This window comes from Paraflavitalea sp. (assembly GCF_059502485.1).
This window is the reverse complement of the sequence record NZ_JCACET010000008.1, coordinates 2,862,578-2,885,885: the sequence shown is the minus strand read 5'-3', so window position 1 is coordinate 2,885,885 and position 23,308 is coordinate 2,862,578. Positions and strand designations below refer to the sequence as shown.

Below are 23,308 nucleotides of genomic sequence, written 5' to 3'. Positions count from 1 at the left end.
CTGTGTCAGACACCCTATAAAGGCGGACCAACCATTTCATCCGGTTCAAACGGCCTTCTGCCCTCCAAATCCCTGCGTACGACATGATTATTTCAACGGGCTGTATCTCCGGGCCAAATTTGCCCTAAACCTTGTATCGCTCTTAAACTTTCAACGCCATGAAATCAATTTTGACGCTTTTTTGTACTGTAATCTTCACGCTCTTTGCTCTGGCCCAGCAGTCTGGCAAATCGATCAGCGGGCAGGTCAAAGATATACAAAATGAACCCGTTGCAGGCGCTACGCTGCAGTTGCGGAAGGCCAGTGATTCAGCCATTGTTCAAACGAAAACGGCCAGGGATAATGGCCGGTTTGAATTTACCAACCTGCCTCAAGGCATATACCTGCTGACCATTACAGCAACCGGTACTCAACGTTATACCAGCGCTCCTCTCACATTGGAAGGTGACCGTAACCAGCTGGTGTTGCCTGCCATTATCCTGATGCCTCAAAAGAAGGCTGATCTCAAGGAGGTGGTGGTGACCGCCAAGAAGCCGCTGCTCGAGCAGGACATCGACAAAACCATTGTGAATGTAGAATCAATGATCAGCAGTGCTACCAGCAATACGCTGGAGGTGCTGGAGAAAACGCCCGGCATTACCGTGGATGCCAATGGGGAGATCAGCCTGAATGGCGCTGCCGGCGTAAACGTACTCATCGACGGAAGGCCTACTTATATGAGCGGGCGTGATCTTGCTGCTTATTTAAGGTCTTTGCCGGGCAGTATGCTGGACAAGATCGAGTTGATGACCAACCCTCCTGCCCGCTTTGACGCCAATGGCGGGGCTGTGATCAATATCCGTCTCAAAAGGAAAAAGACACAAGGGTATGCTGGTAGCGCCACCCTCAACTATAATCAGGGGAAACTGGCAAGGAGCTATAATTCGCTCAACCTGAATTATCTCAACAGAAAGGTGAACTTGTTTGGCAATTTCAGTTTCGGCCGGTATTCCGATTTTGGTGATGAGGTGAACAACCGGCAGTTTTATTCCGGTAATTCGCAAAAAAGCGCTTCCACTTCATTGGGAACTTACACCTCGACAGGCAGTAATGAGCTTTCGGGCAGGGTGGGCATGGACTATACGCTTTCGAGTAAAACAACCATCGGCGTCATCGGTACTGCCTCCAGCAGGAAAAGGAAGGAACTCATGGGCTACGTTAGCGAGCGTTATAGTGCCGGTGATGTGCTGGACTCTATTGGCTGGGGTAACGGTACAACGAGAAGTACCTGGCATCAATTGAATGGCAATGTGAACATCCAGCATAAGTTTGACAATTCCGGGAGGGAGCTGACAGCGGATGTGAATTACATCAATTACAACAACAAGGGGAAGCAGTTACTGCAGAATTTTGTAAATGGCACTTCAGGTGGTCAGTCTATTGACAATGAGTTTTTGTATGACCTACCTTCCAATATCGATATTTATACTGCCCGGGCCGACTATTCGCATCCTTTAAAGAACAAGGCTTCTTTGAGTGGCGGCCTCAAAACCAGTTTCGTCAGGAACGATAACATATCTGATTATTTTGCTGTGGATGGCAGTAGTAATACGCCTGATTATGGCAGATCGAATCACTTTATTTATGATGAAAATATCAACGCTGCTTATGTGAATGGCCGGAGGGAATGGAAAAGACTGGGTTTGCAGCTTGGTCTGCGGTTTGAGAATACACAGATCAAAGGCAATCAACTGGGCAATGCCATGGTGCCTGCGAGTTCGTTTACCAATAGTTATAATGGACTATTCCCCACAGCTTTCTTTTCGTATAAACTCGACAGCCTGGGCAAACATACGCTGGCACTCAATTATGCCCGAAGGGTGAGCAGGCCGGGCTATCAGCAGCTCAATCCTTTCCTATTTTTTATCGATCAGTATTCTTACAATACCGGTAACCCTTATCTGAAACCTTCTTATAGCAACCGGGGTGAAGTGACCTATCGCTATAAGCAACTGGTGAATTTGATTGCCATGTTTGAGCGCAATACAGATGGTATTACCGGTGCTGCGCGGATAGAAAACAATGTACAGATAACCCGGTCGGAAAATATTGCTACCCGGCAGATGGCAGCCTTGCTGCTATACCTGAATCTCAATCCTACCAAGTGGTGGACAGCTAATTTTCATATTGCCGGTGCAAGGTTCGAAACAAAGGGGCAGATATATACTGAAAACCTGAATATTCATGTATACACGTGGCGAACCAATTTACTTTGTCAATTCAAGTTGCCTGATGATTGGGGTATAGAATTATATGCTGCTTATAATGCCCCCAATATCAATTGGCAACGTATTGTGCAAGCGCGATACTGGGTAAATACTGCTGTTCAAAAGAAAGTATTGAAAGGGAAGGGTTCTCTGAAAGTGAACTTCGAGGATATTTTTTACACACTGCGCTGGAAGGATGAAACCAAGGGGTTATCGAATGCAGTAGCGTATCATATTGGCACTAACGATACGCGGCGTGTGGGTATTTCTTTCAGCTACAGCTTCGGTAAAGAGACATTTGCCCGCAAACGGCGGTATAACGATAATACGGCTGATGATGTGAAGGAGCGGGCGCAGTAACAGCAAAGGGTGAGCCGCCTTTGAAAGGCGACCCACCCTTTGCTGAAATATGCAATCAGTTGTTAGAATGGCCTGGCATGTTTCGTTTACGTCGCGAACGAAACTGTCAGGTCAATTTTTTTTAGGTCACACGCTCTTTGTGATATTAGCCGGAAAGATAGTAAGGCGGTAAGAGCCGTCTTCGACGGCATCAACCACCTTTCGACTAACTGTCATATATTATTTAATATCCGGTACGGCAAGGAGGATGCCTCCGAAAAGAAGCCAGGCCCAGAGCAATGTCCAGATGATGTTGAAGATCTGCGCACCAATGAAGGCTATAGCAGGACGACCACCTTCTATTTTCACCAGATCGGTAAAGCGTGCTTCGAGACCGATGGCCACAAAGGCCAGGGCAAACCAAACAGTACGCAGGCTATTGAGGATACCGCTTACTGATTTGCCAATGTCGGCAGGAATCTGGAATGAGAAGATCAGTGATACTGCAATGAAGCCCAATACAAACTTGGGGAAACGCTCCCACACTACACCAAGACCCGGCTTTTCTACATTTGCCTGTTGTTTAGCTTCGGCGTTTTTCCGGTATGTCCACCAGACGGCTATGAAAAAAGCTGCCACCCCTATCAATACGTTCTGGGAGAACTTAATGATCACTCCTGCTTTCAACGCCGCAGGGCCAACTAATGCGGCTGCCGCTGTCACTGATGCAGTGGTATCTAATGTGCCGCCCAGCCAGGCTCCACCCACCACTTCGGGTATATTCAAAACTTTTACCAACCAAGGTTGCAATATCATCATCGGTATGGCTACCAACAATACCAATGTAGTAATGTAAGAGAGTTTCTTCTTATCGCCTTTGATGGCACCGCTGGCCACGATGGCTGCCGATACTCCACAGATGGCCACGGCTGATGCCAGTATCACGCCAAATTCATCATCGACTTTCAGACGACGGCTGAGCCACAATGCAAAGAACCATACTACACTCACCACCAATACGGCCTGCAGGATGCCTGGTAAACCAGCTTTCACAATGTCTGTAAAGAGAACACTTGAACCCAGTATCACCAATCCTGTTTTGATAAAGAACTCCGAGCGTGCTGCTTCGCGCAACCAATCGGGTATTTTGGTGAGGTTGCCAATAAGCAGGCCGATAATCAGCGCGAATATGACGTATTCTATGCCATAATATGCGATGGTTTTGTTTCCGGCAATAATGAGGGAAACGACGCCCAATACAAATACCAGGAAAAAGCCTCTCAGGTAATTTGCGATGCTACCACCTGACAAGGCGATGGCTATTGAAGACAAGATTGCGAACAGAACGCCAATACCTGCAATGAGCACAAGATTCGAGCCTGATAACACCTTGCCCACAAGATCATCCGTAGTGGCCCATTGGTAGACAGGTACACTGAATTTGAATCCGGTAGCGGTGAAAGCGATTACCAATGCAGCAATAATAATGATGCCGCCAATGATGACTGCCCACCAGTCTTCAGTAAGGGACGAAAAAAAGCTCTTCTTTGTTGATATTTGCAGTGCCTCCGCATCGAGGCTTACTGCCTGGTTTGTGTTTTCGTATGACATGTTCTTATTTTATTCTGGCTGTTTAAAAGGATTTAATACTTGTTTGACGTCCTTCTACCAGCGGATAGTGTTTATCAAATTTATCCAGCACTACGTAAATCGAATCGCTAAATTCATTTACTCCTGTAAGGATGACCCTGTTGGGCGACGGCCTGCTGTAATGCAATACCTGTGTTTCATCCTGGTGGTTCTTGTTCTTGTTTTGCAGATACAGTACCTGTTTAACCGTATCGGCCGTGTAAAAGAAGTATCTTCTATCGCCTGCCATCCCTCCTACTTCCCAACGAGTAACTCCGAGATCGCGGTTCTTCTTTTGTTTGGCCAACTGGTCCGAATCCTGCGTATTGACCTGGTTTAGACGTGTATTTTTCTTATCGTCCTTCACCCGGAGGGGAGAATATCCGATCATGCGATCGGCGATTGCTCCCCGGTTGACTCTGTAGCTCAGGGTTGACCAGTTCTCAAAGATAGCGTCCTGCCACCTAACTGAGTCATAGGGATCGTAATGAAGCAATCGATTGTTTAACCTGAACTCGGTAACAGTGTAGACACCTTTTGCTTCCGGCAGACCGGGTGTACTGGGTATGTTGTAGTTGTTGCCGTAAAAGAACCCATAAGCCCACATGGCCGCTGCGAGCGGAACGAATATAAAGTTGAAGGTAAATTTTATGCCGGTACGCAGGTTTCGCTTCCATCTTTCTTTGAATATCGGATAATATCTTTTTGCGAAGGTGATGTCTTTTTCCTGCACTACCAGTTTCCAGATCTTGGGCAGTTCGTACCAAGCTATGAAGGTCCCAATAATTGCAAAGTAAGCTGCAGGGACTGCAACGCCTGCATCATAAGCGTGGTTGGCAATGCAGATATTGAAGGTGACCACAGCAGCCAGGGCAGCGCCTAATACTGCCGTTTTGCGGTGTAGCAATAACAGGCCCGGAATGATCTCTGCAAAGCCGAGGAAAACAGTATAGCCAAAGGAAACGCCTACATGTGACCAGTAGAGCTTCTTTTCTGCCATATCTACAAATGGGGTATTCAACATGCCCACCGTGGGATAAACCATTTGCATGGGAAATGCTTTTTTCAACCCCCACCCGATCATCCCGTATGCAAGGCGGTAACGTGCCAGCACCAGTATCCAGTAGTACAGTTTATCATATCGAACTGCTCTTTTGTCGAATGCCGTCCAAATAAGTCCTCCTATTGCTGCAGCTACAAAAACCAGGATAAGGTTGATGTAGTTGAGTAGTCCAAATACGCCTTCCTCGGATTCAATGAGAATGATCTGTGGCGGCCAGAATGCCACAATGGTCTGAAAATCGTGGTAGGTGATCTTACTCCACTGCAGCCCAAACAGGTGTTCGTAAAATTTGGGGTATGTCGGTATGCAAAGGAACAGCATGTAAAGACATCCTATCCGGAACGCTATCTTCTGGAAGTGTGTCCAAGGAGCTTGTGGTGATACCGGTGCGCCATTGGCGGCCGCCTCCCTGATCACCGTTGTTACTTCTGCCGGCAAGGCCGGGTGTGTGACGGTGTTTGACATGTTTTTAAATTTTAACCGGCCGGCGACGGCCTTCAAACATCATGTATTTTTTATTGATCCTATTGAGCACTACCTGGATGGAATCTCTGTTCTCATTGATCCCGCTCAGGATAATGGTGGAATCATTGGGTATTGTGTATTGCAGGGATAGCTTCTCTTCCCGATGGTTGACATTCTTATTTTGCAGCGCCAGGGTGTGATTTATTGTATCGGCTTCATAATAGAAATAATGGCGCCCTGCAAGGCCGGCCAACTCATAGTTTCGGTCTATATCTTTTTCTGCAGCTTTTTCCCCGCTGGTGAAATCTACTTTAACCGGCCGGTTGGATTTAATGGTAAGTGTTGACCATTTTTCGAAGATGACATCCTGCCACCGATTGGGATCGGTCTTTGAGTATGGGATAGTGTCGTTGTTCAGAATGAATTGTTTCACATTATAGAAGCCATAGGCATTTGCGAGTCCGGGCGTTTTGGGTACTTTGTAGGGATCGTGGGTATAGTTATCGAAGGTTTTATACGCAAAGAGCACTACAAAAAGCAAGAAGGCGTATCGTAATCCGGTGCGCCATGCTTTCAATCGCTTATCGGAGAAATCGGGCCTCAGCCTATTGGCTTTTGTTGGCAACTCTCTTACCAAGAAGCGCCACAATCTTGGAATGTCATATACAAAGAGGAAGGAGGTTATTAATACAATGAAGGTGCTCGTAATAAGCTCACCAATATCATAAAAACCATTCACTACTGCTACGTTGCCGATGAAGCCGAAGATCAGTCCTACTCCGAAGGTGGCTGTGCGCCTGTAAGACAACAGGAAGGCTGCCAGTATTTCTACAAAGCCCAGGAAGGATTGGTAATTAGGGGCGATACCTGTGGTCTGGAAGTAAATCTTCCAGGCAAAGTAATCGCCGTAATTCGTTTGCAAATTACTGAGTGATGGATATGGCATCTGAAGTGGGAACAGCTTGATAAATCCATAGGTAACCAGCACCAGCGCAAGGCGATAACGCAATAATACGCGCAACCAGTAATAGAGCACATTGTATTCTTTCCTGGTTTTGTCTACCCGGCTCCATATTGCTGCTCCCACTGTAGCCAAGACAATAGCAATGCCCCAATTGGTAAATACGCCTATGCCCCATTGTGGCAATCTGTCCTGTGCTATGAATTGGGTTTGGTATTTGGACAACCGGAACAGGTCGTGAAAATGCAAGTGCGTCCAGTTGATGGTAAACAGGTCGCGGTAGAATTTCCAATCTATTGGCAGGATGAGCAGCAGGAAGAAGATGAAGAAAAAGCGGAAGAGGATGATCTCCCATGTCTTCCATGCTTTCCATTCGTAGCCTGGCTGTGCAATTTTTTGCAGCCGGCTGTTCACCGGCTCCAACCATCTCCCTAATGGGGTTGCTGCCTGGAATGTTGTTAGTTTACTCATTTAGTAAGGTTTGATAAGTTGTTTGTCTCATTAACTCCCTTCGCTTCGTTAGCAGATTTCTCACTGCGCCATTGCTTCACGTCTCTTTAAAATCCCTGATGGCTCCGTTCGAAATGACATCTAAGGGAGATTCGCATTTCCTTTAATAGTCCGGGTTTTGTTCGAGTGCCGGGTTGGCCAGTATTTCGGCAGCCGGTATCGGGAATATGTATTTATTGGGATTTTTCAATCCCAGTACGGCCGGCGCACGGCCTGTACGTATGAGATCGAACCAACGGTGTGGCTCGAGGGCGAACTCTACCCTGCGTTCATTCTCTATTGCCAATAGAATCTGATCTTTTGTGATGGCTGTTGTTTTATCGATACCTGAGCGTAACCTTACTTCATTAAGATCGGCCACTGCACCATCCAGATCGGAGGTTGTTTTTTTGACGCGTGCTTCGGCCCTGATCAGGTATATTTCTGCTGTACGCAATACGTAGTTGGGTGAAGTGTTAACCGGGAAGATTCCTCCAATGTATTGATTGGAGGTGTTTACCACCGACAGTATCTTCCTGCTTCCTCCTACTGCGGGATCGTTGAGCAGGTTGTGCAAAGTAGTAGAGGGTGATAATTGCCTGTTGCCTCTCCACAATGTAAAGCCGGGATTCTGATCGTTGATGCTGTAGGTAAGTTCCAGAATAGATTCAGTCGTACCCGCTGCCAGATTGAATGGCTTGATAAGCCGGAAGCTTGTGCTCGCAAGAACCTTATCCGCATCCAGTTCTGCTTCTGTATATTTTTGCTGGTACAGGTTCAATCTTGCACGTAAAGCGTATACGGTATATTTATTAGCCCTGTTCCTATTTACTGTGGTGGTCAATAAACCTTCTGCCTTATTCAAATCGTCCAGTACCTGCGCCAATACCTGGTCTTTGGTGCTTTTCCTGACGCCCAGTTTATCGGCTACTGTTTTAGTAGGGGTAAGAAATATCTGCACGTTGCCATACAACCTTACCAGATCAAAGTATGACAGGGCTCTAATAAAATAGGCTTCGCCGAGTATCTGGTCGCGGACAGGGTCAGTGAGCTTAAGATCAGTAACAGCTGGCACCTTTTCTATAATGTGGTTAGCACGATTGATCGTGTTGTAATTGTTGTTCCAATATGTTTGCAGGAATGGAATATCCGAACGCAGGTCGTAGTTGGTTACGGACAAATCGGTAAGACTTGTGTTTACCGAGATCACATCGGCACCAGATTGCAGGATGGTGTTTTGAAAGCCGCCACTGTAGTTGAGGCTTGCCAATCCACGGTATGCTCCGCGAAGGGCGGTTTCTGCAGATGTTTTATCGAAGATCGTCTGTTCATCGGATACAAGGTCCGAGGGTTCTACATCGAGGTATTTTTTGCAGGAGGTGGTAGCTGCTGCAAGTGAAACCAATATTATGAATGTTATCTTTTTCATGGTAGTATTTTTTGCAGCGATTAGAATGAAATGTTAGCGCCTATTTGAATGCCTATCGGCTGTGGCGGCGTAGCCGTGTCCAGCCCCTGACGGTTTTGGAGGGCGCTGCCGGATGATTCAGGATCTGCTCCGGTGTATTTTGTCCATATCCACAGGCTTGTTCCCTGTGCATAGAAGCGTACTTTTTCCAGTTTCAGTTTTGCACTCCAGCTATCGGGCAATGTATATCCCAGCGCTACTGCTTTCAGGCGCAGGAAGGATGCATCTTCGAGGAAACGACTGTTCTGTTCGATCGTATAGTTATTGCCAAAGAATGTGAGACGGGGCACATCTGTAATATCGCCGGGCTTCTGCCACCTGTTGAGCTGACTTTTGAGTATGGAGCGTGATGCATCACGGGTGCCGCCTCCTTCGAGGATAAAGCGATTGAAGTTGTATACTTTGTTGCCGTACTGGTAGGTAAACAGGACATTCAGGTCAAATCCCTTCCAGGTAAAACGGTTGGAGATACCACCAAAGAAATCCGGAATCAGGTTACCGAGCAATTGGCGGTCGGCAGCGGTGAGCTTACCATCTTTATCCACGTCATCAAATACTGCGTTTCCTGTTTGTGGGTCTACATATAATTGTTTGTAGAGCCAATATGATCCCAGCTGTGCGCCTTCTTCTGTGCGAATGTATTCGCGGGCCTCAAAGGTAATTGGGCTTACCAGCTTTTCGGCACGGTTTACGTTGCGTGCGATGTTGAAGCTCGTACTCCATTCAAAATCTTTTGTACTGATGTTGACCGCGTTGATGCCCAACTCGATTCCTTTGTTGCTGATCTCTCCACCATTGGCCAGTGAGCTAACATAACCGGTAGAACCAGGAACTGGTACATACAAGAGGGCATCGGTAGTATACTTATAATAGAGGTTGAGGTCTACGTTCAGGCGGTTGCGGAAGAAGCCTGCATCAACACCCAGGTTGTAAGTGGTCGTCTTTTCCCATTTCAGGTCGGGGTTCTCCAACTGGAAGTGAGCCGTGCCTGGTTTTTCGCCACTGGTTGGGTTGTCGGAATACTGTGCATTTCCTGACCAGAGGCCACGTGAAGCAAAGTCGCTAATACCATTCTGGTTGCCGGCCGCACCAACGCTTGCTCTTACTTTCAGATCAGACACAGCATCTACATTACGCAGGAATGATTCCTCTTTGAGTCTCCAGGCTACACCAAATCCGGGAAAATATCCCCAGCGGTTATTAGCGCCAAATTTTGAAGAGCCATCGGCACGCAGGGTAGCTTCCACAAAGTACCTGTTGTTGTAGCTGTAGTTGACACGTCCGAAGAAGGAGGCCAAGGTAGATTTCGTTTGGCTTTGTGCGGATGTGCGGTTGGAGGCTGCTGATATTTCTTTGAAGGAGTTGTTGGGAAAACCTGAGCCTGTAAGGGAATTGAAGTTGAGCTGGGTAGTTTGGAATGTGTTTCCTATTACAGCAGATATGCTGTGTGTGGCATTGGGTCCATTGTTGTAGCTCAACGTTTGCTCATTCAAGAATACGCTGTAGCTGGTCAAGGCTTCGTTCTTGTAGCCGCCGATATTCAATACTCCTCCTATCTGGGTTTGGTCGTTGAAGTACTCGCTTTCATTGTAGGAGTTATAGTCAAGACCAAAAGATGTTTTGAATTTAAGGCCGGGTATGATGTTGACTTCCAGAAACTGGTTGCCGAGGTAGCGGATGCTTTTGCTATTAATGTCGGCGATATCGGTATTAACCAGATTCAGAATGCTTTCATAAATAGAGCCACGGGAAGGTGTGCCATCAGGATAGGTGAGCGGGAAGTAGGTTGGGTGGTGCAATGCTGACAGCAAGTGGCCCGCCTCCTGCCCTGCCCCTCCACGTACTTGCTGGCGGAATGAACGATAGACACCGTTGCTGGAACCCAACAACACATGGTCGCTCAATTTTGCATCGACATTGAACTTAAAGCTGCCACGGGTGAATTTATAGGGCTTCAAAATGCCTTCCTGATCCGTGTAGCCGACACCCAGGTAATAGCGCACTGTTTTGCTACCTCCACGGACATTGAAGTCGATGTTCCTTACCTGTGCCGTTCTGAATACTTCTTTGAGCCGATCATAAGTGCTCTGATCCTCGGGGTTGCCACGTTTATCTATTGCAAAGGGCTGTGCTATGCCTTGTGCATTGGGTTGGAATGGACGGGTAGCGTAGCTATATTTTATTTGCCCCGGGTTTTCTATACCTGAATTGGTATAGGCTTCATTTACCAGCATGGCATGCTCAGGACCGGTGGTGAGGTCCCACATGCGGGATTGATCGGCCCACTGCCAGCCCTGGTAGACGTTGAGGTTGAATTTTGGTTTGCCGTTGCCAAAATCTCCACGACGTGTTGTTACCAGCACCACTCCATTGGCGCCGCGGGAACCATAGATGGCGATGGCGCTTGCATCTTTAAGTACTTCTATGCTTTCGAAGTCGGCGGGATTGATATCTGCCAGTGGCGAAGTGAATTTGCTACCCAGGTTAATGGTGGACAGGGTATTGTTGTTGGCAAATACGCCATCTATTACATATAACGGATCATTACTGGAGTTGATAGAACTTGTGCCTCGCACCTGTACTCGTACGCCTTCTCCCGGCAATCCAGAGAATGTGTTCACCTGCACACCAGCTGCCTGCCCCTGCAATTGGGCGTCGAAGCTGGCAACAGGGATGTTCTTTGTTTGTGCAGGGCTTACTTTCGCGACAGAACCAATCAGGCTCTTCTTTTTTTGCACTCCGTAGCCCACCACCACTACTTCATCAAGGTCTTTGTGAGCCTCTTTTAATGCTATGACTACATTGGGCTCGTTGACAACAAGCTCTATTGTTTCGTATCCTACATTTGTAATGATGAGAATGTAGGGAAACCGCTGGCCTGTTTTAAAGCTGAAGCTACCGTCATTATCTGCGATAACCTGGTGAGTAGTGCCTTTGATGGCGATGCCTGCTCCTGCCAATGGCAGTTTGTTTTTTGCATCTATTACTTTCCCGGTGAGGGTTGAGTTTATAATGGGATCGGTACCTGTTTGTGCAGGCGACAGCAGGGGGAATATCAGTATCATCCAAATGCCCGCTAATACATTCTTGTGCATGACGTTTTCCTGGTTAGTTTTGAAAAATAGATATCCGCTGCAGTGGATTGTGCCACTACAGTGCTTCATAGGAGCATATGTCCGTCAGGTTTAATAGTAGTTACCCTTTCTTTCAGCGAGTTGAAAGAAAGACGTCTTGCATCGGTGATACCTGTAATAATGTGGATTGGATCAGCAGCAACAAGTAAAGTTGCAGGAGGAATGAATAGTGCGTATAAACACCAGCGCCTTCACGGGCGATGTTGGTTGCATGGTTTTCATTTCAGTCAGTTTTAACGGTGAACCTGTTTAATCAGCCAGGTTGCAGGTGGCAAGGTCCCGCAAACTAAGACTATTTTATTTTTAATAGTCCACTAATTTAGTAGGCAAATTAAAACCTTTTTCTTTGATCTGCCAAGAAAGGAGGATTTTTTAATGTGGGCTTTACACTCAATGTTTGAAACGGCTGAGGAACTCTTCGCGCTTCCTGAAGGAAACTTCAATGGTGCGCCCGTTACTCATTTCCACGTATCCCCCCTTTCCTTTGTAGTATTTTTTAATGTGGTTGAGATTGATCAGGTATGAGTTATGAACGCGGCAAAAGACACCGGACGGCAATATTTCTTCTACTTCTTTTAGCGTGCTGGTGAGGAGCTGGGTTTTCTCTTTGTACAAATCCATCTCGGTGTACATGCCTTTTGCCAGACAACAAATCACATCCTCTACCGGATAGAATACGAGCCCGTCAACAGTAGGAACTGCTATTTTTGAAAAGGTGTTTCCTGCCAAGGTACTATTCAATAGTGCCTCAAGACGGCCGTTATAGCTCTTTTCCATACTCCTCACTGCTGCTTTTTGAATTGCCTGCCGCAAGTCGTCTATATCAACGGGTTTTAACAGGTAATCCAATGCACTGTATCTAAATGCCTTTGCTGCATAGCCTGCAAAGGCAGTTACGAAAATGACCTCAAAATTTATTGGCCTTAGCTGGTTCAGCATGTCGAAGGCATTGGTGCCGGGCATTTCAATATCGAGCAGTACCAACTGAGGTTGTAATTTCCTGATGAGCGATATTGCTTCATCGCCAGAAGCAGCTTCTCCTATCACAGTTATTTCCGGACAATATTGTGCCAGCATCTTTTTCAATGTCACCAGGTTATCTGGCTCGTCATCAACGATCATGCATTTCATATGGTTAGTTTCTATGGTCTGCTTTGTTTTCGGGAAAGCAAATCTGCACTATTGTGCCAGTTGCCTGCCCCAGCGCATCTACCCGATCTGTTATTTGTACCGAGATAGGTTTATCAAGCCCTTTATTGAGCACCTGAATCCTTTCCAGCACCAACTGCATCCCTCTTGAACGGTACTCCACTGAACGGGCTAACTTCATCACCATCGCCTTCTTTCTTCCTATTCCATTGTCTTTGATAACGCAATCAATCATTTTGTCGTGGCAAAAGAAGTCAATATCGATATGCCCATCATCACCCGGTTTGTTTTGGATACCGTGATGTATCGCATTTTCTATAAACGGCTGTAATAGCATTCCTGGCATCAATAATTGAGTAGAATCACCCGGCAGGTTATTCTGTATTGTGAATGTGAATTTATTCTTAGACCGCATCTGCTCCAGACCGAGATAAGTATTGATATACTTCATTTCATCGGCTACTGTGACAAGCGAATGCATAGAATTGTCGAGGGTTTGTCTGATGAGGTGTGCAAACTGGGCCAGGTATTTATTAGCTCCCGACATATCCTTGTCGATAATATAGCTCTGTACTGAGTTCAGGCAGTTGAAGATAAAATGGGGATTTATTTGTGCCCGTAATGCTTTTTGCTCCAGTTCCAATAGCTCCTGCTCTATTTCCTGCTTTTCGGCCTCTCGTGCCTTTTTATAAATATTTCTTCTTGTCAATATTCCCCATGTGATGCCGGCCGTAACCAGCAGGCAACCAATGAAAAACCAGGCTGTCTGCCAATAAGGCGACTGCACGTAGATGTCTGCTGTATATAATTCGCTGTTTACTCCAAATTTATTGATGGCCTGTAATTCAAATTTGTGCTTACCGGAAGGCAGGGAAATAAATTCGAGTGAAGTTTGCCGGGTTGTTTTCCAAGTAGTGTCCTCGCCCTTGAGTCTGTAGGAGTATATTATATCATTTGCAGCCTTATATGATATCGCCACATAATCAAACCGGATGTTATTTTCTTTGTAGTTCAGGTTATAGTAGTTGGCAGGTGGCAATTCTTTCCCGCCTTTATAAACAGCCTGCATCTTCAAGTGGCATTGTGCGGAAGGGAACCGCTCTCTTTTATTAAAACGGTCGATCCCATCCGGTGTACCGATATATATGTTGTCTCCATCTATCAATATGGCATTGATTATATCTGCGCTTAATCCGTCAGAAGACGAATATTTTGTGGTCGTTACAGGATTGGCACGGAGGTCAACCTTGTTTACCCCCTTGTTTGTGCCCACCCAGATACAACCTGTATCTACTGCCATACAACGTACCAGGTTACTGCTTAAGCCGTTCGACTCGTTCAACCGCCTTACTATCCGGTTATTCTTTAATGCTATTATCCCCTCTTCACTGGTGGCCACCCATATAATACCATCCTCTCCTTCCTTTATATCTGATATACGGCTCTGCAAAAGCTTACTTGTATCTCCAAAAGAAAATATTTTTCTGCCGGACTTCCGGCTTAGTATGTATAGCCCATTCAGGGTACCGAAGTAAATGGAATCATTCCTGTAGAACAAACAAGTGGTCCTTCCCATCCATAATACTTCGAAGGTCCAACTGCGGCCTCCCGACGACTCATACAAAGCATTAGAGGCTGCTACAATTATTTCAGCATCGTTTTTCCAGGCTATATCTTTTATAGCACCTGTTTCATGAGAAATCCTGCTTACGCTATTTCCTTTTTTCAAATAGCTCTCTCGTCCATTCCCAATGGCCATACTATTACCAGTGACAGAAATAACCGATACCGGATTCCTTGACGGTTGGTTATGTATTCTATCTACCGGTATGAAACGGGGAGTATTATCGCGTATCTCCAGCAGGTACCCCATATCCAATGCGGCCCATATAGCGTTGTTGTATTTTTGCAAATCGTTTACGCTCAGTTTCAAGCCATTAGGAAGAATTGTTTTGAAGTTCGTAACCATGGTTGAACCAAGGTGGTATATTCCTTCATTGAGTGTAGAGAACCAAAGTCCGCCTTCCTTATCGGGCAGACATTTGCTTATATGCTTATTGACCAGAAAATGTTTTTCGTTTTTACGGGTAATGATGTTGAAGAGTATTGTTCCCTGTGTTGTATTGAGGCAGATGACAGAGTCATTGACCTCCCGGATAGTATTTATTGGAGGAACATCATATTCATATTCCAAGTTGCGGGCAGGAGCTTTAATATGTAGCCTTTCAGATGTTACAAGCCAACAATATACATCCTTCCGTATGATCACCTGATCTGCACCTCCTTTCAACGGAAATGCTATCCAGCTGCGCCATATGAACTTTCCCTTGCCGACCTGATAGGCGTCACCTGTTTGAGCAACCAGCCAAATCTCTGTACCACATCTACTCATTTTTACAAATGATCCTCTTGCGAACTGTTTAACAAGTATTACTTTATTAGCAGGGGTGATCTGGTATAGCCCAGTGGCTTCCAACAACCAAATATTGCTCATCGTATCTTCACAAATGCCTATGACATAGTCGGTCAATTTTATCTTTTGTAATGCGGTATCATTTTGCTGATTGTATATCTTACCTTGATAGTAATAGCAAATGGCATGTTTAAAAGGTATTAGCCAAATCCTTCCCTGGGAATCGCCATAAATACGGATGATGGAATTATCAGGTAATCCATCTTTCACTGTGAAGTTCCTGAAGTGTGTACCGTCAAACCGGCTCACGCCTGTTTCGGTAGCAGTCCACATAAATCCTTCTTTATCCTGGTAGATATCGTATACGGCGGAGCCAGCCAATCCATCTTTCACATCATAATGCCGGTACCCGTACTCCTGGGCGGTAGCTGTATGTATCATTGCCAGGGTGAGAAAAAAAATGAGCAGAAGCCTGCGTATAACCGACTTCAATGTGGCAATGGCAAGCAGAACAAATTGCAGGACAGCAATAGGTATAAGGGTTGCACTGATAAGAAAGTACATCACAAAGGATTAAGGCCTGGTTAAGCGGTGATCCTGTTAAAGCTACAAAAAAGACAGGTATCCCGGCCACTCTAATCCGAAGATGCATATAGATTATTTAGCATATACAGTATATCGTTAGAGTTAGGGGTAGGGTTAACTGGTTGCAATGGTTACGCGTAGTGCGCGCAGGCCAGCAACGCCCTGCAGGTCTTCCAGTTCCAATTCTTCGATGTTGGGCAGGAAAACGCCTGTTTCCTGCAGGTATTGTAATGAGGGCATATAATCGTCGAGATCGCTGCGGTGAAAATAGATGATGGCCAATGTGCCGGGTTGTGTAAGTCGCTGTCCGGTATGGCGCACATGTACTTTGTCAATCCTTTTTTTGATCACCTGATAGCGGATGTTGTAGGCACCTTCCACATCGAAGCGTCGTTCATCTGTACGGAAGGTAATATCAATAGGTGTGTTATGTACAAAGATGAGTTGTGTGGTTTGTAGCTGGACCGGCATTTCTGCTATCAGTGAATGGGTAAGCCGTGCAATGGCTGCCATGGATGTGAGTTGCCATAATCGCAAACTCTTAAGGTGAAAATGATTGAATGGCTTATCAGGTGAGATTGACTGTCCAATATAGCAATCGTATTCTATTCCGTCGGTCCGGAACTTTTCGAAGTAGCAGGGGTATTGTTTTTGTAATTGGGTATTCTCTTCATCGAGGTAGGCCCCTACTCTGCTGTTGATGAGTTGCATGGATGTTTCCAATGCCTGCCTGGCCGCAAAGACTATGCTTTGTTCGTCATTAATTATCTGCCGGTAATCATCTATGGCTTTTCTGGCATCCGGATGTTGTGTAGCGAGGTGCTCGATCCAGGCGCCTGATTCACCGGAGAGGAAGGCATTGATGTTTGTTTCATCTGTTGCCGTCAGTGTGCCCTGCGCGAGTACCTGTTGCCATTTGTGTATAGTGTAGTTCATTTGCTCCATCAGTGGAGAGGGATGTGCCGACTTAAGATTATTGAGGGTATTGTTCAGGAGCTGCAAGTGTGCGCCGAGGTCGAGAATGATGGCTTTGTTTCTTTCTGTGCTGGAGCTTCTAATATCAATTGCTCCGTACAGGGGGTATAGGTTTTTAAACTGAATTGGGTAACGGGTTGGCGGTAGTTGCTTTTTCGTGTGGTAGAGGTGTTGCCAGGCGGCTTCTCTGAACTTCCATTGTACGGCTGGCTGAACGGATGTATACCTTTCGCGGATGATGTCCTCTATCTCGAGATTAAATTCATCTATAAATATCTGCAATATTTGTCCGATGGCTGGCATGGCGGTTTCCAGCAAGGTGAAGTTGCGTTCATCGAATGTTTCATCTCCCAGTGTGTACATGCAGAAGGTGCCTACCATTTTTTGTGCATAGAATACGGGCAAGGTAGCTAAGGAACGAACGCCTGCTTCTACGAAGTGAATGAGCCATCGATTCATTCCGGTGGCCTCTTCTTTCCGAACATCGGGTGAGAAGAAGGCTTTTGGATTGGCTGCATACGATGCTGCCTGCATTTCAAATTGTTCGGGAGTGAGTGTGCGATCGCCCCACACGGAATACAAGATACCCGTGCCGCCTACTTCATAACCATAGACGTAACGGCCATTTACCAGCACCATCGGGAACAGATCGAACTGGGTCTTATCGTTGCGCACGAGTGTTTTAAGTGAACGAATAACCTGCTGGTAAGCGGCCTCCCGTTCGTCGGGATCACGGGTAAGGCGTACCTGCCGGAGGTTATCAAGAGCATGATGAGCTGTCACATCTGTGATGGTAGAGACTGAAATACCCCGGAAGCGGAAGAGGTTCAGCGGAAGTATATTTTCCAATGCTGCGTAGCCCGCTCCTTCCTGCAGCAAGTTGGCAAGCTGCTGCCTGCTAAGTTGTGGTAAGGGACCATTGGGGATCACTTCTATAAAATCGGCGTTGATGTCGATAGTATAGTATTGCAACAGGTTGGTGGCCGGATTAAGGTAGGCGTGGTAGTATTCGTTTTGCCTGGGATTGAAATGGTATATCTTTTTTAGTATGTAGGTATATACCATCTGTAATTGTTCACGCCGGAAATCTTCAGGTGTACGATGACGAAGGTCAATTTTATGCGATTGGATCAGCTCGTAAAAAGTATCGGTGCCATAGATCATGATTGGCTGTACCGGCACCCATAAGGCCCACATGATATCCTGCTCTGGTGTTGCAACTGGTGTGAGGCAGGCGTATATCCATTCCAACAGTTCTTCGTACTGGTAAATATTCTCTACCAGAATATCTTCCTGTATGCCGGGCCATGTTTCCAAGCGCTGCAGCACCATTTTATAGAAATGTACTTTGGCAGATGTTTCAGTGGTCACACGTTGTTGCAGCCATTGAAGGAAGGGCTGAAATGAAAGTGTACAGGTAATTTGTTGTGTACTCCAGGCTTCGGTGGTATAATCCAGTATTTGTTTTTTCATGGCAGGTATCCCCTATAATGTTTTTTCTATACTCCAACACTTGCTTTCATGATGCACGGCGTGTTTTTGGCACTGCTTGCATCAGTTTTTCCATTCATTTCTGATGGTTAAAAATTATTCCGGTTTTTCTTTGGTACAGCAAGTCTGAATACTTGTTATAATAGAAAGGATAAGGTTTAATGGTTAACGAATTTGATTAGTGTCGCCCTGCATTTCTATGCGGGGCTTTTCTTTTGGTTGATATGTTGACAGGTTAATAGGTTGACAAGGCACTGTTGCTATACCAGCGTTGGGGCTAAAAGCCCCGGAATAGGACTGCGAGGCTGCAAGCCTCGCAGAGCGACGTAACGAACTAAACCGGTACTAAACAACTTCACAACACTCAACTCAGTCTGGCCGCTTTGAGCGGCCTGACTATACAAGTTCATGATCTCAGCAGTTTATTTATATCTGTATAAGATGTTGTTCCTTGTGTGAAACTGAATGTTCCTTTTTCTTTGATCTCTTCTGCGGCTCGTAGGAAACTACTGTAGGCAGCACGGACAAGCGACGATCCCAAACTAACACGTTTCACTCCTAATTTGCTCAGTGTTTCAAGTGACAAGCCGGTTATGCCCAATCCTATTACTACATTCACTGGTTTAGGCGCCACCGCTTTCACTACTGCCTGTATTTCTTCTTCATTTTTGAGACCAGGAGCAAAGAGCACATCGGCTCCTGCTTCGGCGTAGGCTTCCAACCTTCGGATGGTATCTTTTAAATCGGGCCGGCCATAGATCAGGTTCTCCGCACGGGCAGTGAGCGTGAAGGGAAAGGGCAAACTGCGTGCCGCCTGTACGGCTGCTTTTACCCGCTCAACAGACTGTTCGAATGGATAGATCGTATCTTCCGGCCGCCCCGTAGCATCTTCTATAGAGCCTCCCACCAGGCCAATTTCTGCTGCACGCAAAATGGTGGCTGCGCAATCTTCCGGTTCATCACCATAACCGTTTTCCAGATCGGCGGCTACCGGTAGTGGAGTAGCTTCCACAATAGCCCGGGCGTTGGCCAAGGTGTCGGAACGGGTAAGTGCTCCTTCCCCATCTGGCTTGCCCAGTGAAAAGGCCAGTCCGGCACTGGTGGTGGCCAGGGCCTCAAATCCGAGGGCTGTCAGCATTTTTGCAGAGCCCGCATCCCAAGGGTTGGGAAATGCGAATATGCCCGCCCGTTCATGGAGGGATTTGAAGGTAACGGCGTTATTGACCTGTAGTTCGGTGTACATGGTTTTTATTTTTCATTTGCTATTGGTTGAAGTTAAGGAAGAATGGTGAGTTCAGCGTCGAGAGTTCGGAGTCTGGAGTATAGTCTGGCCGCTTTGAGCGGCCTGACTGTGCAGGAGAATGCTGGTGATTCCGTTAAGTGAAAGGGGCTTTTTATTAAGCATTTTCTGTTTTTGTGTCTTCAACCGTTAATTTTATCTCTTGTATCACTCTTTAGCTGCAACGTAAATTGATTGTATGTCATCAACGTTACCTGATGTAACTGCTCTTTTGCAACGTGTGGAGACGCTCGAACTGGAGAACGCCATGCTCAGGCGTGACCTCAGTTTGTTGCCTGCCAAACATTCGGTTACCGTACCGCCGGCCATGCAGCCTCTTTTTGATATTGCCCAGCAAACGGTACGGGAATATTTCAAAGACCTTCGCATGGACCCCTCCAAGGGTACTATCGAGATCAACGATCAGCGGTATGTGCTGGTGAGGGCCTCTGCTTTTTCCAAAGGATTCCTGGAAACTATTCAACGTTTATATGCCGATAAGGGTGAAAGTGAAGCTTTTGCCATTGGCCGTAATTTCCTGTTCGATTATGCGCATGTGATAGGGCTGCATGACGCGCGGGATTTTCATTCGCGTATGCACGTAACTGATCCTATTGCCAAATTATCGGCCGGCCCTGTTCATTTTGCTTATTCCGGCTGGGCTTTCGTAGATATTTCTGCTGACAGCAATCCCAGCCCGGATGAAAACTTCTGTCTGATCTATGATCATCCTTATTCTTTTGAAGCTGATTCGTGGGCACGGGCAGGCGTGTTGTCGAAGGAGCCGGTTTGTATTATGAATGCCGGTTATTCTTCGGGCTGGTGTGAGGAGAGCTTCGGCATCGAACTGACGGCTGTAGAGGTTAGCTGCAGGGCCAAAGGTGATGCACGCTGTACGTTCATCATGTCGCCCCCTCATAAGATCCATGAACATCTTGAGCGGTTCAATGCTTCGCATGAAAAACATTATGCTTCGGCAGCCAACTATAACATCCCTACTTTTTTTGAACGCAAGCAGGTAGAGGAGGAAATGGAGCGCTCCCGTGCACTGGCAGAGGAATCGGCACGTGCCAAAGCCGACTTTGTGGCCAATATGAGTCATGAGTTGCGTACGCCTCTGGGCGCCATCCTTGGCTTTACTGACCTGTTGCAGAAAACAACGCTGGATACTGTTCAGCAGGATTACCTGGAAGCAATCAACACTTCGGGTAAAACTCTGCTCTCCATCATCAATGATATTCTCGATCTATCGAAGCTGGATGCCGGTAAATTCCTTACTGAATCTATCGCTTTCAGTGTCCCTGAATTGATGCACTCGCTACAGGTGATGTTTTCTTCCAAAGCCAGTGGCAAAGACCTGCGCCTCAACTGCAGTGTAGACATGGGTATCAGTTTTCCGGTATTGGGCGATCCCATGCGGCTGACGCAAATACTGGTGAACCTGATGGGTAATGCCATCAAGTTTACGGAATCGGGCGGTGTATACGTCAACTGTATCATTCAGCATGAAACAGAGGATGGCGTGGAATTGTGTTTTAGTGTACGAGATACCGGTATTGGTATTCCGGCTGATAAGATCGACTCCATCTTTGAACGTTTTACCCAAGTGGATACTCATATTACCCGTAAGTATGGTGGTACCGGACTGGGGCTGGCCATTACCAAACAGCTTGTAGAATTGTTGGGTGGCACCATTTCCATTACCAGCAAAGAGGGTTCGGGCACGGAATGCACTTTTATCATCCCCTACCGTAAAGCGCAGGAACAACTGCTTGCCTCTTCCCGGGAAAGTAATGCGCGCCGGCAATTCTTCTCGCTCCGGAAAGTCCTTGTTGTGGAAGATAATCTTATGAACCAGAAGTTGACTTCTATCATTTTACATGCACAAGATTTCGAGGTGATTGTGGCGCGGAATGGTAAAAAGGCTATTGAATATTTGAAGGAGAAGCAAGCTGATCTCATCCTCATGGACATTCAAATGCCCGTAATGGATGGCTATAAAACGACTCAGCTGATCAGGGATGAGCTTCACCTCGCGACGCCCATTATCGCTATGACTGCTCATGCTTTATCCGGAGAAAGGGAAAAATGTCTGCAAGCCGGCATGAATGATTACCTCGCCAAGCCTTTCAAAGAGCATGATCTGCTGGACAAGATCGCTCATTGGGCGCAGGTGTTGCATCATCAATCTTCTTCTACGTCTTCCAATGCTTCTATTCCCCGTATAGATCTCTCCTTTCTCGTTCAACAAACGAGTAATAACAGGGCTTTCATCAATGAAATGATCTCCATCTTCCGGAAACAGAATCCGCGTGATCTTGCCAAGCTGAAAACGGCTATTGGCAAGGAGGATTTCAAGACTATTTACAAAACCACGCATTCACTACGTAACACCATTGGCTTTTTCGGGCTTACACCCGCTATTGGCTCTGAGTTGCTGACTATGGAGAAGCTGGCTATGGCATCGGAGGATGCGGATAAGATTTCGCAGCTTTTTGAGAAGGTTAATTTGGTTTGTAAGCAGGCTGTGGCGGATTTGAAAGAGTTTGAGTGAGGGGGCGTCTAATTGGGCTAAAGCCCAGTGGGGTTGGGGGGAATCCGTATCCCCGGCCCTAAAGGACCGGGCAATTCCGTTTGCTTCGGTAGCTTTTCCGATTGTCTCTTGCTTTGATTGCCTTGTTAGGTCCTCTTTTTCTTCGATAGCAGATTTCTCACCCTGTGTGCTGGTTGCAGATGCGGGTGCGTATTGCAGGGTTCGAAATGACAAGAAAGAGGGTTCCTTGTTCAAAACAGAAATGCCATTACATCAGTTAGCATATTTTTCTACACTAATCGTTGGGACATCAGGGAGAGGAATTCGTCTTTCTTTTTGGGGGAGATGGCGATCATGGCGTCGTCGTTCATGACTGCGTATCCGCCGTCGGCTTTGACCATCTTCTTTACTTCTTTCATGTTGACCATATAGGAATTGTGCAAGCGGAAGAAGCCGTAATCCGTGAGCAGGAGCTCATATTCTTTGAGGTTCTTGCAGACCATCAGGCTATTGCCGTTTTTCATAAAGAATGTCGTATAGGGACCTTTGGCCTCTAACCTAATGATCTGGCTGAGGGGCACATATTCTACTCCTTCTGAAGTGGCCAAACTGATGGAGAAATCTTCACCTACCGGACGCCGTACATTCCTGATCAACAACTCCAGTTTATTCTCTTTTTCTTTTACCTGCAGGCTTTCTATTGCTTTGTTTACCGCCTGCTGCAGTTCTTCAAAATTGATGGGCTTAAGCAGGTAGTCGATGGCGCTGAACTTAATAGCCTTGATTGCATAATGGTCATAGGCTGTTGTAAAAATGACCTCAAAGTCCTGGTCTTTTACCTGTTGGAGTACGTCAAAGCCTGTAGCGGTTTGCAGTTCAATGTCCATGAAAACGATCTGTGGCTGCTGTGTGTTGATGGCGGACACCGCATCTTCCACATTGGAGGCTGCTCCTGCCACTTCTATATTGGGACAGAACTCCCGCAGCAGGTGCTTCAGGAAGTCGCTGTTCATTGTTTCATCTTCAACGATAATGGCTTTGTATTTCATAGCAAAAGTTATAATGGTTATGTTGTTTCAACGGGTTTGT

General features: G+C 46.4%; 12 protein-coding genes. 2 read left to right on the top strand and 10 right to left on the bottom strand.

The window, feature by feature from the left end:
* The first annotated feature begins 158 nt into the window (after window positions 1–158).
* The gene (locus AC5JBY_RS14165; RefSeq protein ID WP_495905258.1) at window positions 159–2,606 is read left to right on the top strand and encodes an outer membrane beta-barrel protein; all 2,448 of its coding nucleotides are present in this window, start codon (window positions 159–161) and stop codon (window positions 2,604–2,606) included.
* A 219-nt stretch (window positions 2,607–2,825) separates the two neighbouring features.
* On the opposite strand, the gene AC5JBY_RS14160 is transcribed toward AC5JBY_RS14165, so the two are convergent.
* From AC5JBY_RS14160 to AC5JBY_RS14120, 9 genes are all read right to left on the bottom strand, one after another.
* Window positions 2,826–4,196, bottom strand: coding sequence for a YeiH family protein (locus AC5JBY_RS14160; protein WP_495905257.1), 1,371 nt, complete (start codon window positions 4,194–4,196; stop codon window positions 2,826–2,828).
* 22 nt (window positions 4,197–4,218) lie between these two features.
* A complete protein-coding gene (locus AC5JBY_RS14155) occupies window positions 4,219–5,742 on the bottom strand; it encodes a hypothetical protein (protein ID WP_495905256.1) in 1,524 nt (507 codons plus the stop codon).
* 4 nt (window positions 5,743–5,746) lie between these two features.
* Complete coding sequence (locus AC5JBY_RS14150) at window positions 5,747–7,174, bottom strand: AI-2E family transporter (RefSeq protein WP_495905255.1); 1,428 nt, start codon at window positions 7,172–7,174, stop codon at window positions 5,747–5,749.
* Window positions 7,175–7,316: 142 nt separating this feature from the next.
* On the bottom strand, window positions 7,317–8,621 hold the full coding sequence (locus AC5JBY_RS14145; protein WP_495905254.1) for a RagB/SusD family nutrient uptake outer membrane protein: 1,305 nt from the start codon (window positions 8,619–8,621) through the stop codon (window positions 7,317–7,319).
* Window positions 8,622–8,641: 20 nt separating this feature from the next.
* Window positions 8,642–11,755 carry a SusC/RagA family TonB-linked outer membrane protein gene (locus tag AC5JBY_RS14140; protein WP_495905253.1) on the bottom strand — a complete coding sequence of 1,038 codons (3,114 nt, stop codon included), beginning with the start codon at window positions 11,753–11,755 and terminating at the stop codon, window positions 8,642–8,644.
* A 429-nt stretch (window positions 11,756–12,184) separates the two neighbouring features.
* Window positions 12,185–12,925, bottom strand: coding sequence for a LytR/AlgR family response regulator transcription factor (locus tag AC5JBY_RS14135; protein ID WP_495905252.1), 741 nt, complete (start codon window positions 12,923–12,925; stop codon window positions 12,185–12,187).
* 4 nt (window positions 12,926–12,929) lie between these two features.
* On the bottom strand, window positions 12,930–15,797 hold the full coding sequence (locus tag AC5JBY_RS14130; protein WP_495905251.1) for a sensor histidine kinase: 2,868 nt from the start codon (window positions 15,795–15,797) through the stop codon (window positions 12,930–12,932).
* A 258-nt stretch (window positions 15,798–16,055) separates the two neighbouring features.
* A complete protein-coding gene (locus tag AC5JBY_RS14125; protein WP_495905250.1) occupies window positions 16,056–18,389 on the bottom strand; it encodes a GAF domain-containing protein in 2,334 nt (777 codons plus the stop codon).
* A 424-nt stretch (window positions 18,390–18,813) separates the two neighbouring features.
* Window positions 18,814–19,650 (bottom strand): isocitrate lyase/PEP mutase family protein, encoded by an 837-nt coding sequence (locus tag AC5JBY_RS14120; RefSeq protein ID WP_495905249.1) that lies wholly within the window; start codon window positions 19,648–19,650, stop codon window positions 18,814–18,816.
* A 235-nt stretch (window positions 19,651–19,885) separates the two neighbouring features.
* Between AC5JBY_RS14120 and AC5JBY_RS14115 the strand changes: the two genes are divergently transcribed.
* Window positions 19,886–22,240 (top strand): ATP-binding protein, encoded by a 2,355-nt coding sequence (locus AC5JBY_RS14115; RefSeq protein WP_495905248.1) that lies wholly within the window; start codon window positions 19,886–19,888, stop codon window positions 22,238–22,240.
* Window positions 22,241–22,509: 269 nt separating this feature from the next.
* Here AC5JBY_RS14115 and AC5JBY_RS14110 read toward each other — a convergent pair whose 3' ends face one another.
* Window positions 22,510–23,268 (bottom strand): LytR/AlgR family response regulator transcription factor, encoded by a 759-nt coding sequence (locus tag AC5JBY_RS14110; RefSeq protein WP_495905247.1) that lies wholly within the window; start codon window positions 23,266–23,268, stop codon window positions 22,510–22,512.
* Between the last annotated feature and the right edge of the window lie 40 nt (window positions 23,269–23,308).

Coding starts and splice junctions, on each gene's coding strand:
- AC5JBY_RS14165 (WP_495905258.1), top strand. CDS start 159: ATGAAATCAATTTTGACGCTTTTTTGTACTGTAATCTTCACGCTCTTT.
- AC5JBY_RS14160 (WP_495905257.1), bottom strand. CDS start 4,196: ATGTCATACGAAAACACAAACCAGGCAGTAAGCCTCGATGCGGAGGCA.
- AC5JBY_RS14155 (WP_495905256.1), bottom strand. CDS start 5,742: ATGTCAAACACCGTCACACACCCGGCCTTGCCGGCAGAAGTAACAACG.
- AC5JBY_RS14150 (WP_495905255.1), bottom strand. CDS start 7,174: ATGAGTAAACTAACAACATTCCAGGCAGCAACCCCATTAGGGAGATGG.
- AC5JBY_RS14145 (WP_495905254.1), bottom strand. CDS start 8,621: ATGAAAAAGATAACATTCATAATATTGGTTTCACTTGCAGCAGCTACC.
- AC5JBY_RS14140 (WP_495905253.1), bottom strand. CDS start 11,755: ATGCACAAGAATGTATTAGCGGGCATTTGGATGATACTGATATTCCCC.
- AC5JBY_RS14135 (WP_495905252.1), bottom strand. CDS start 12,925: ATGAAATGCATGATCGTTGATGACGAGCCAGATAACCTGGTGACATTG.
- AC5JBY_RS14130 (WP_495905251.1), bottom strand. CDS start 15,797: ATGATACATACAGCTACCGCCCAGGAGTACGGGTACCGGCATTATGAT.
- AC5JBY_RS14125 (WP_495905250.1), bottom strand. CDS start 18,389: ATGAAAAAACAAATACTGGATTATACCACCGAAGCCTGGAGTACACAA.
- AC5JBY_RS14120 (WP_495905249.1), bottom strand. CDS start 19,650: ATGTACACCGAACTACAGGTCAATAACGCCGTTACCTTCAAATCCCTC.
- AC5JBY_RS14115 (WP_495905248.1), top strand. CDS start 19,886: ATGTCATCAACGTTACCTGATGTAACTGCTCTTTTGCAACGTGTGGAG.
- AC5JBY_RS14110 (WP_495905247.1), bottom strand. CDS start 23,268: ATGAAATACAAAGCCATTATCGTTGAAGATGAAACAATGAACAGCGAC.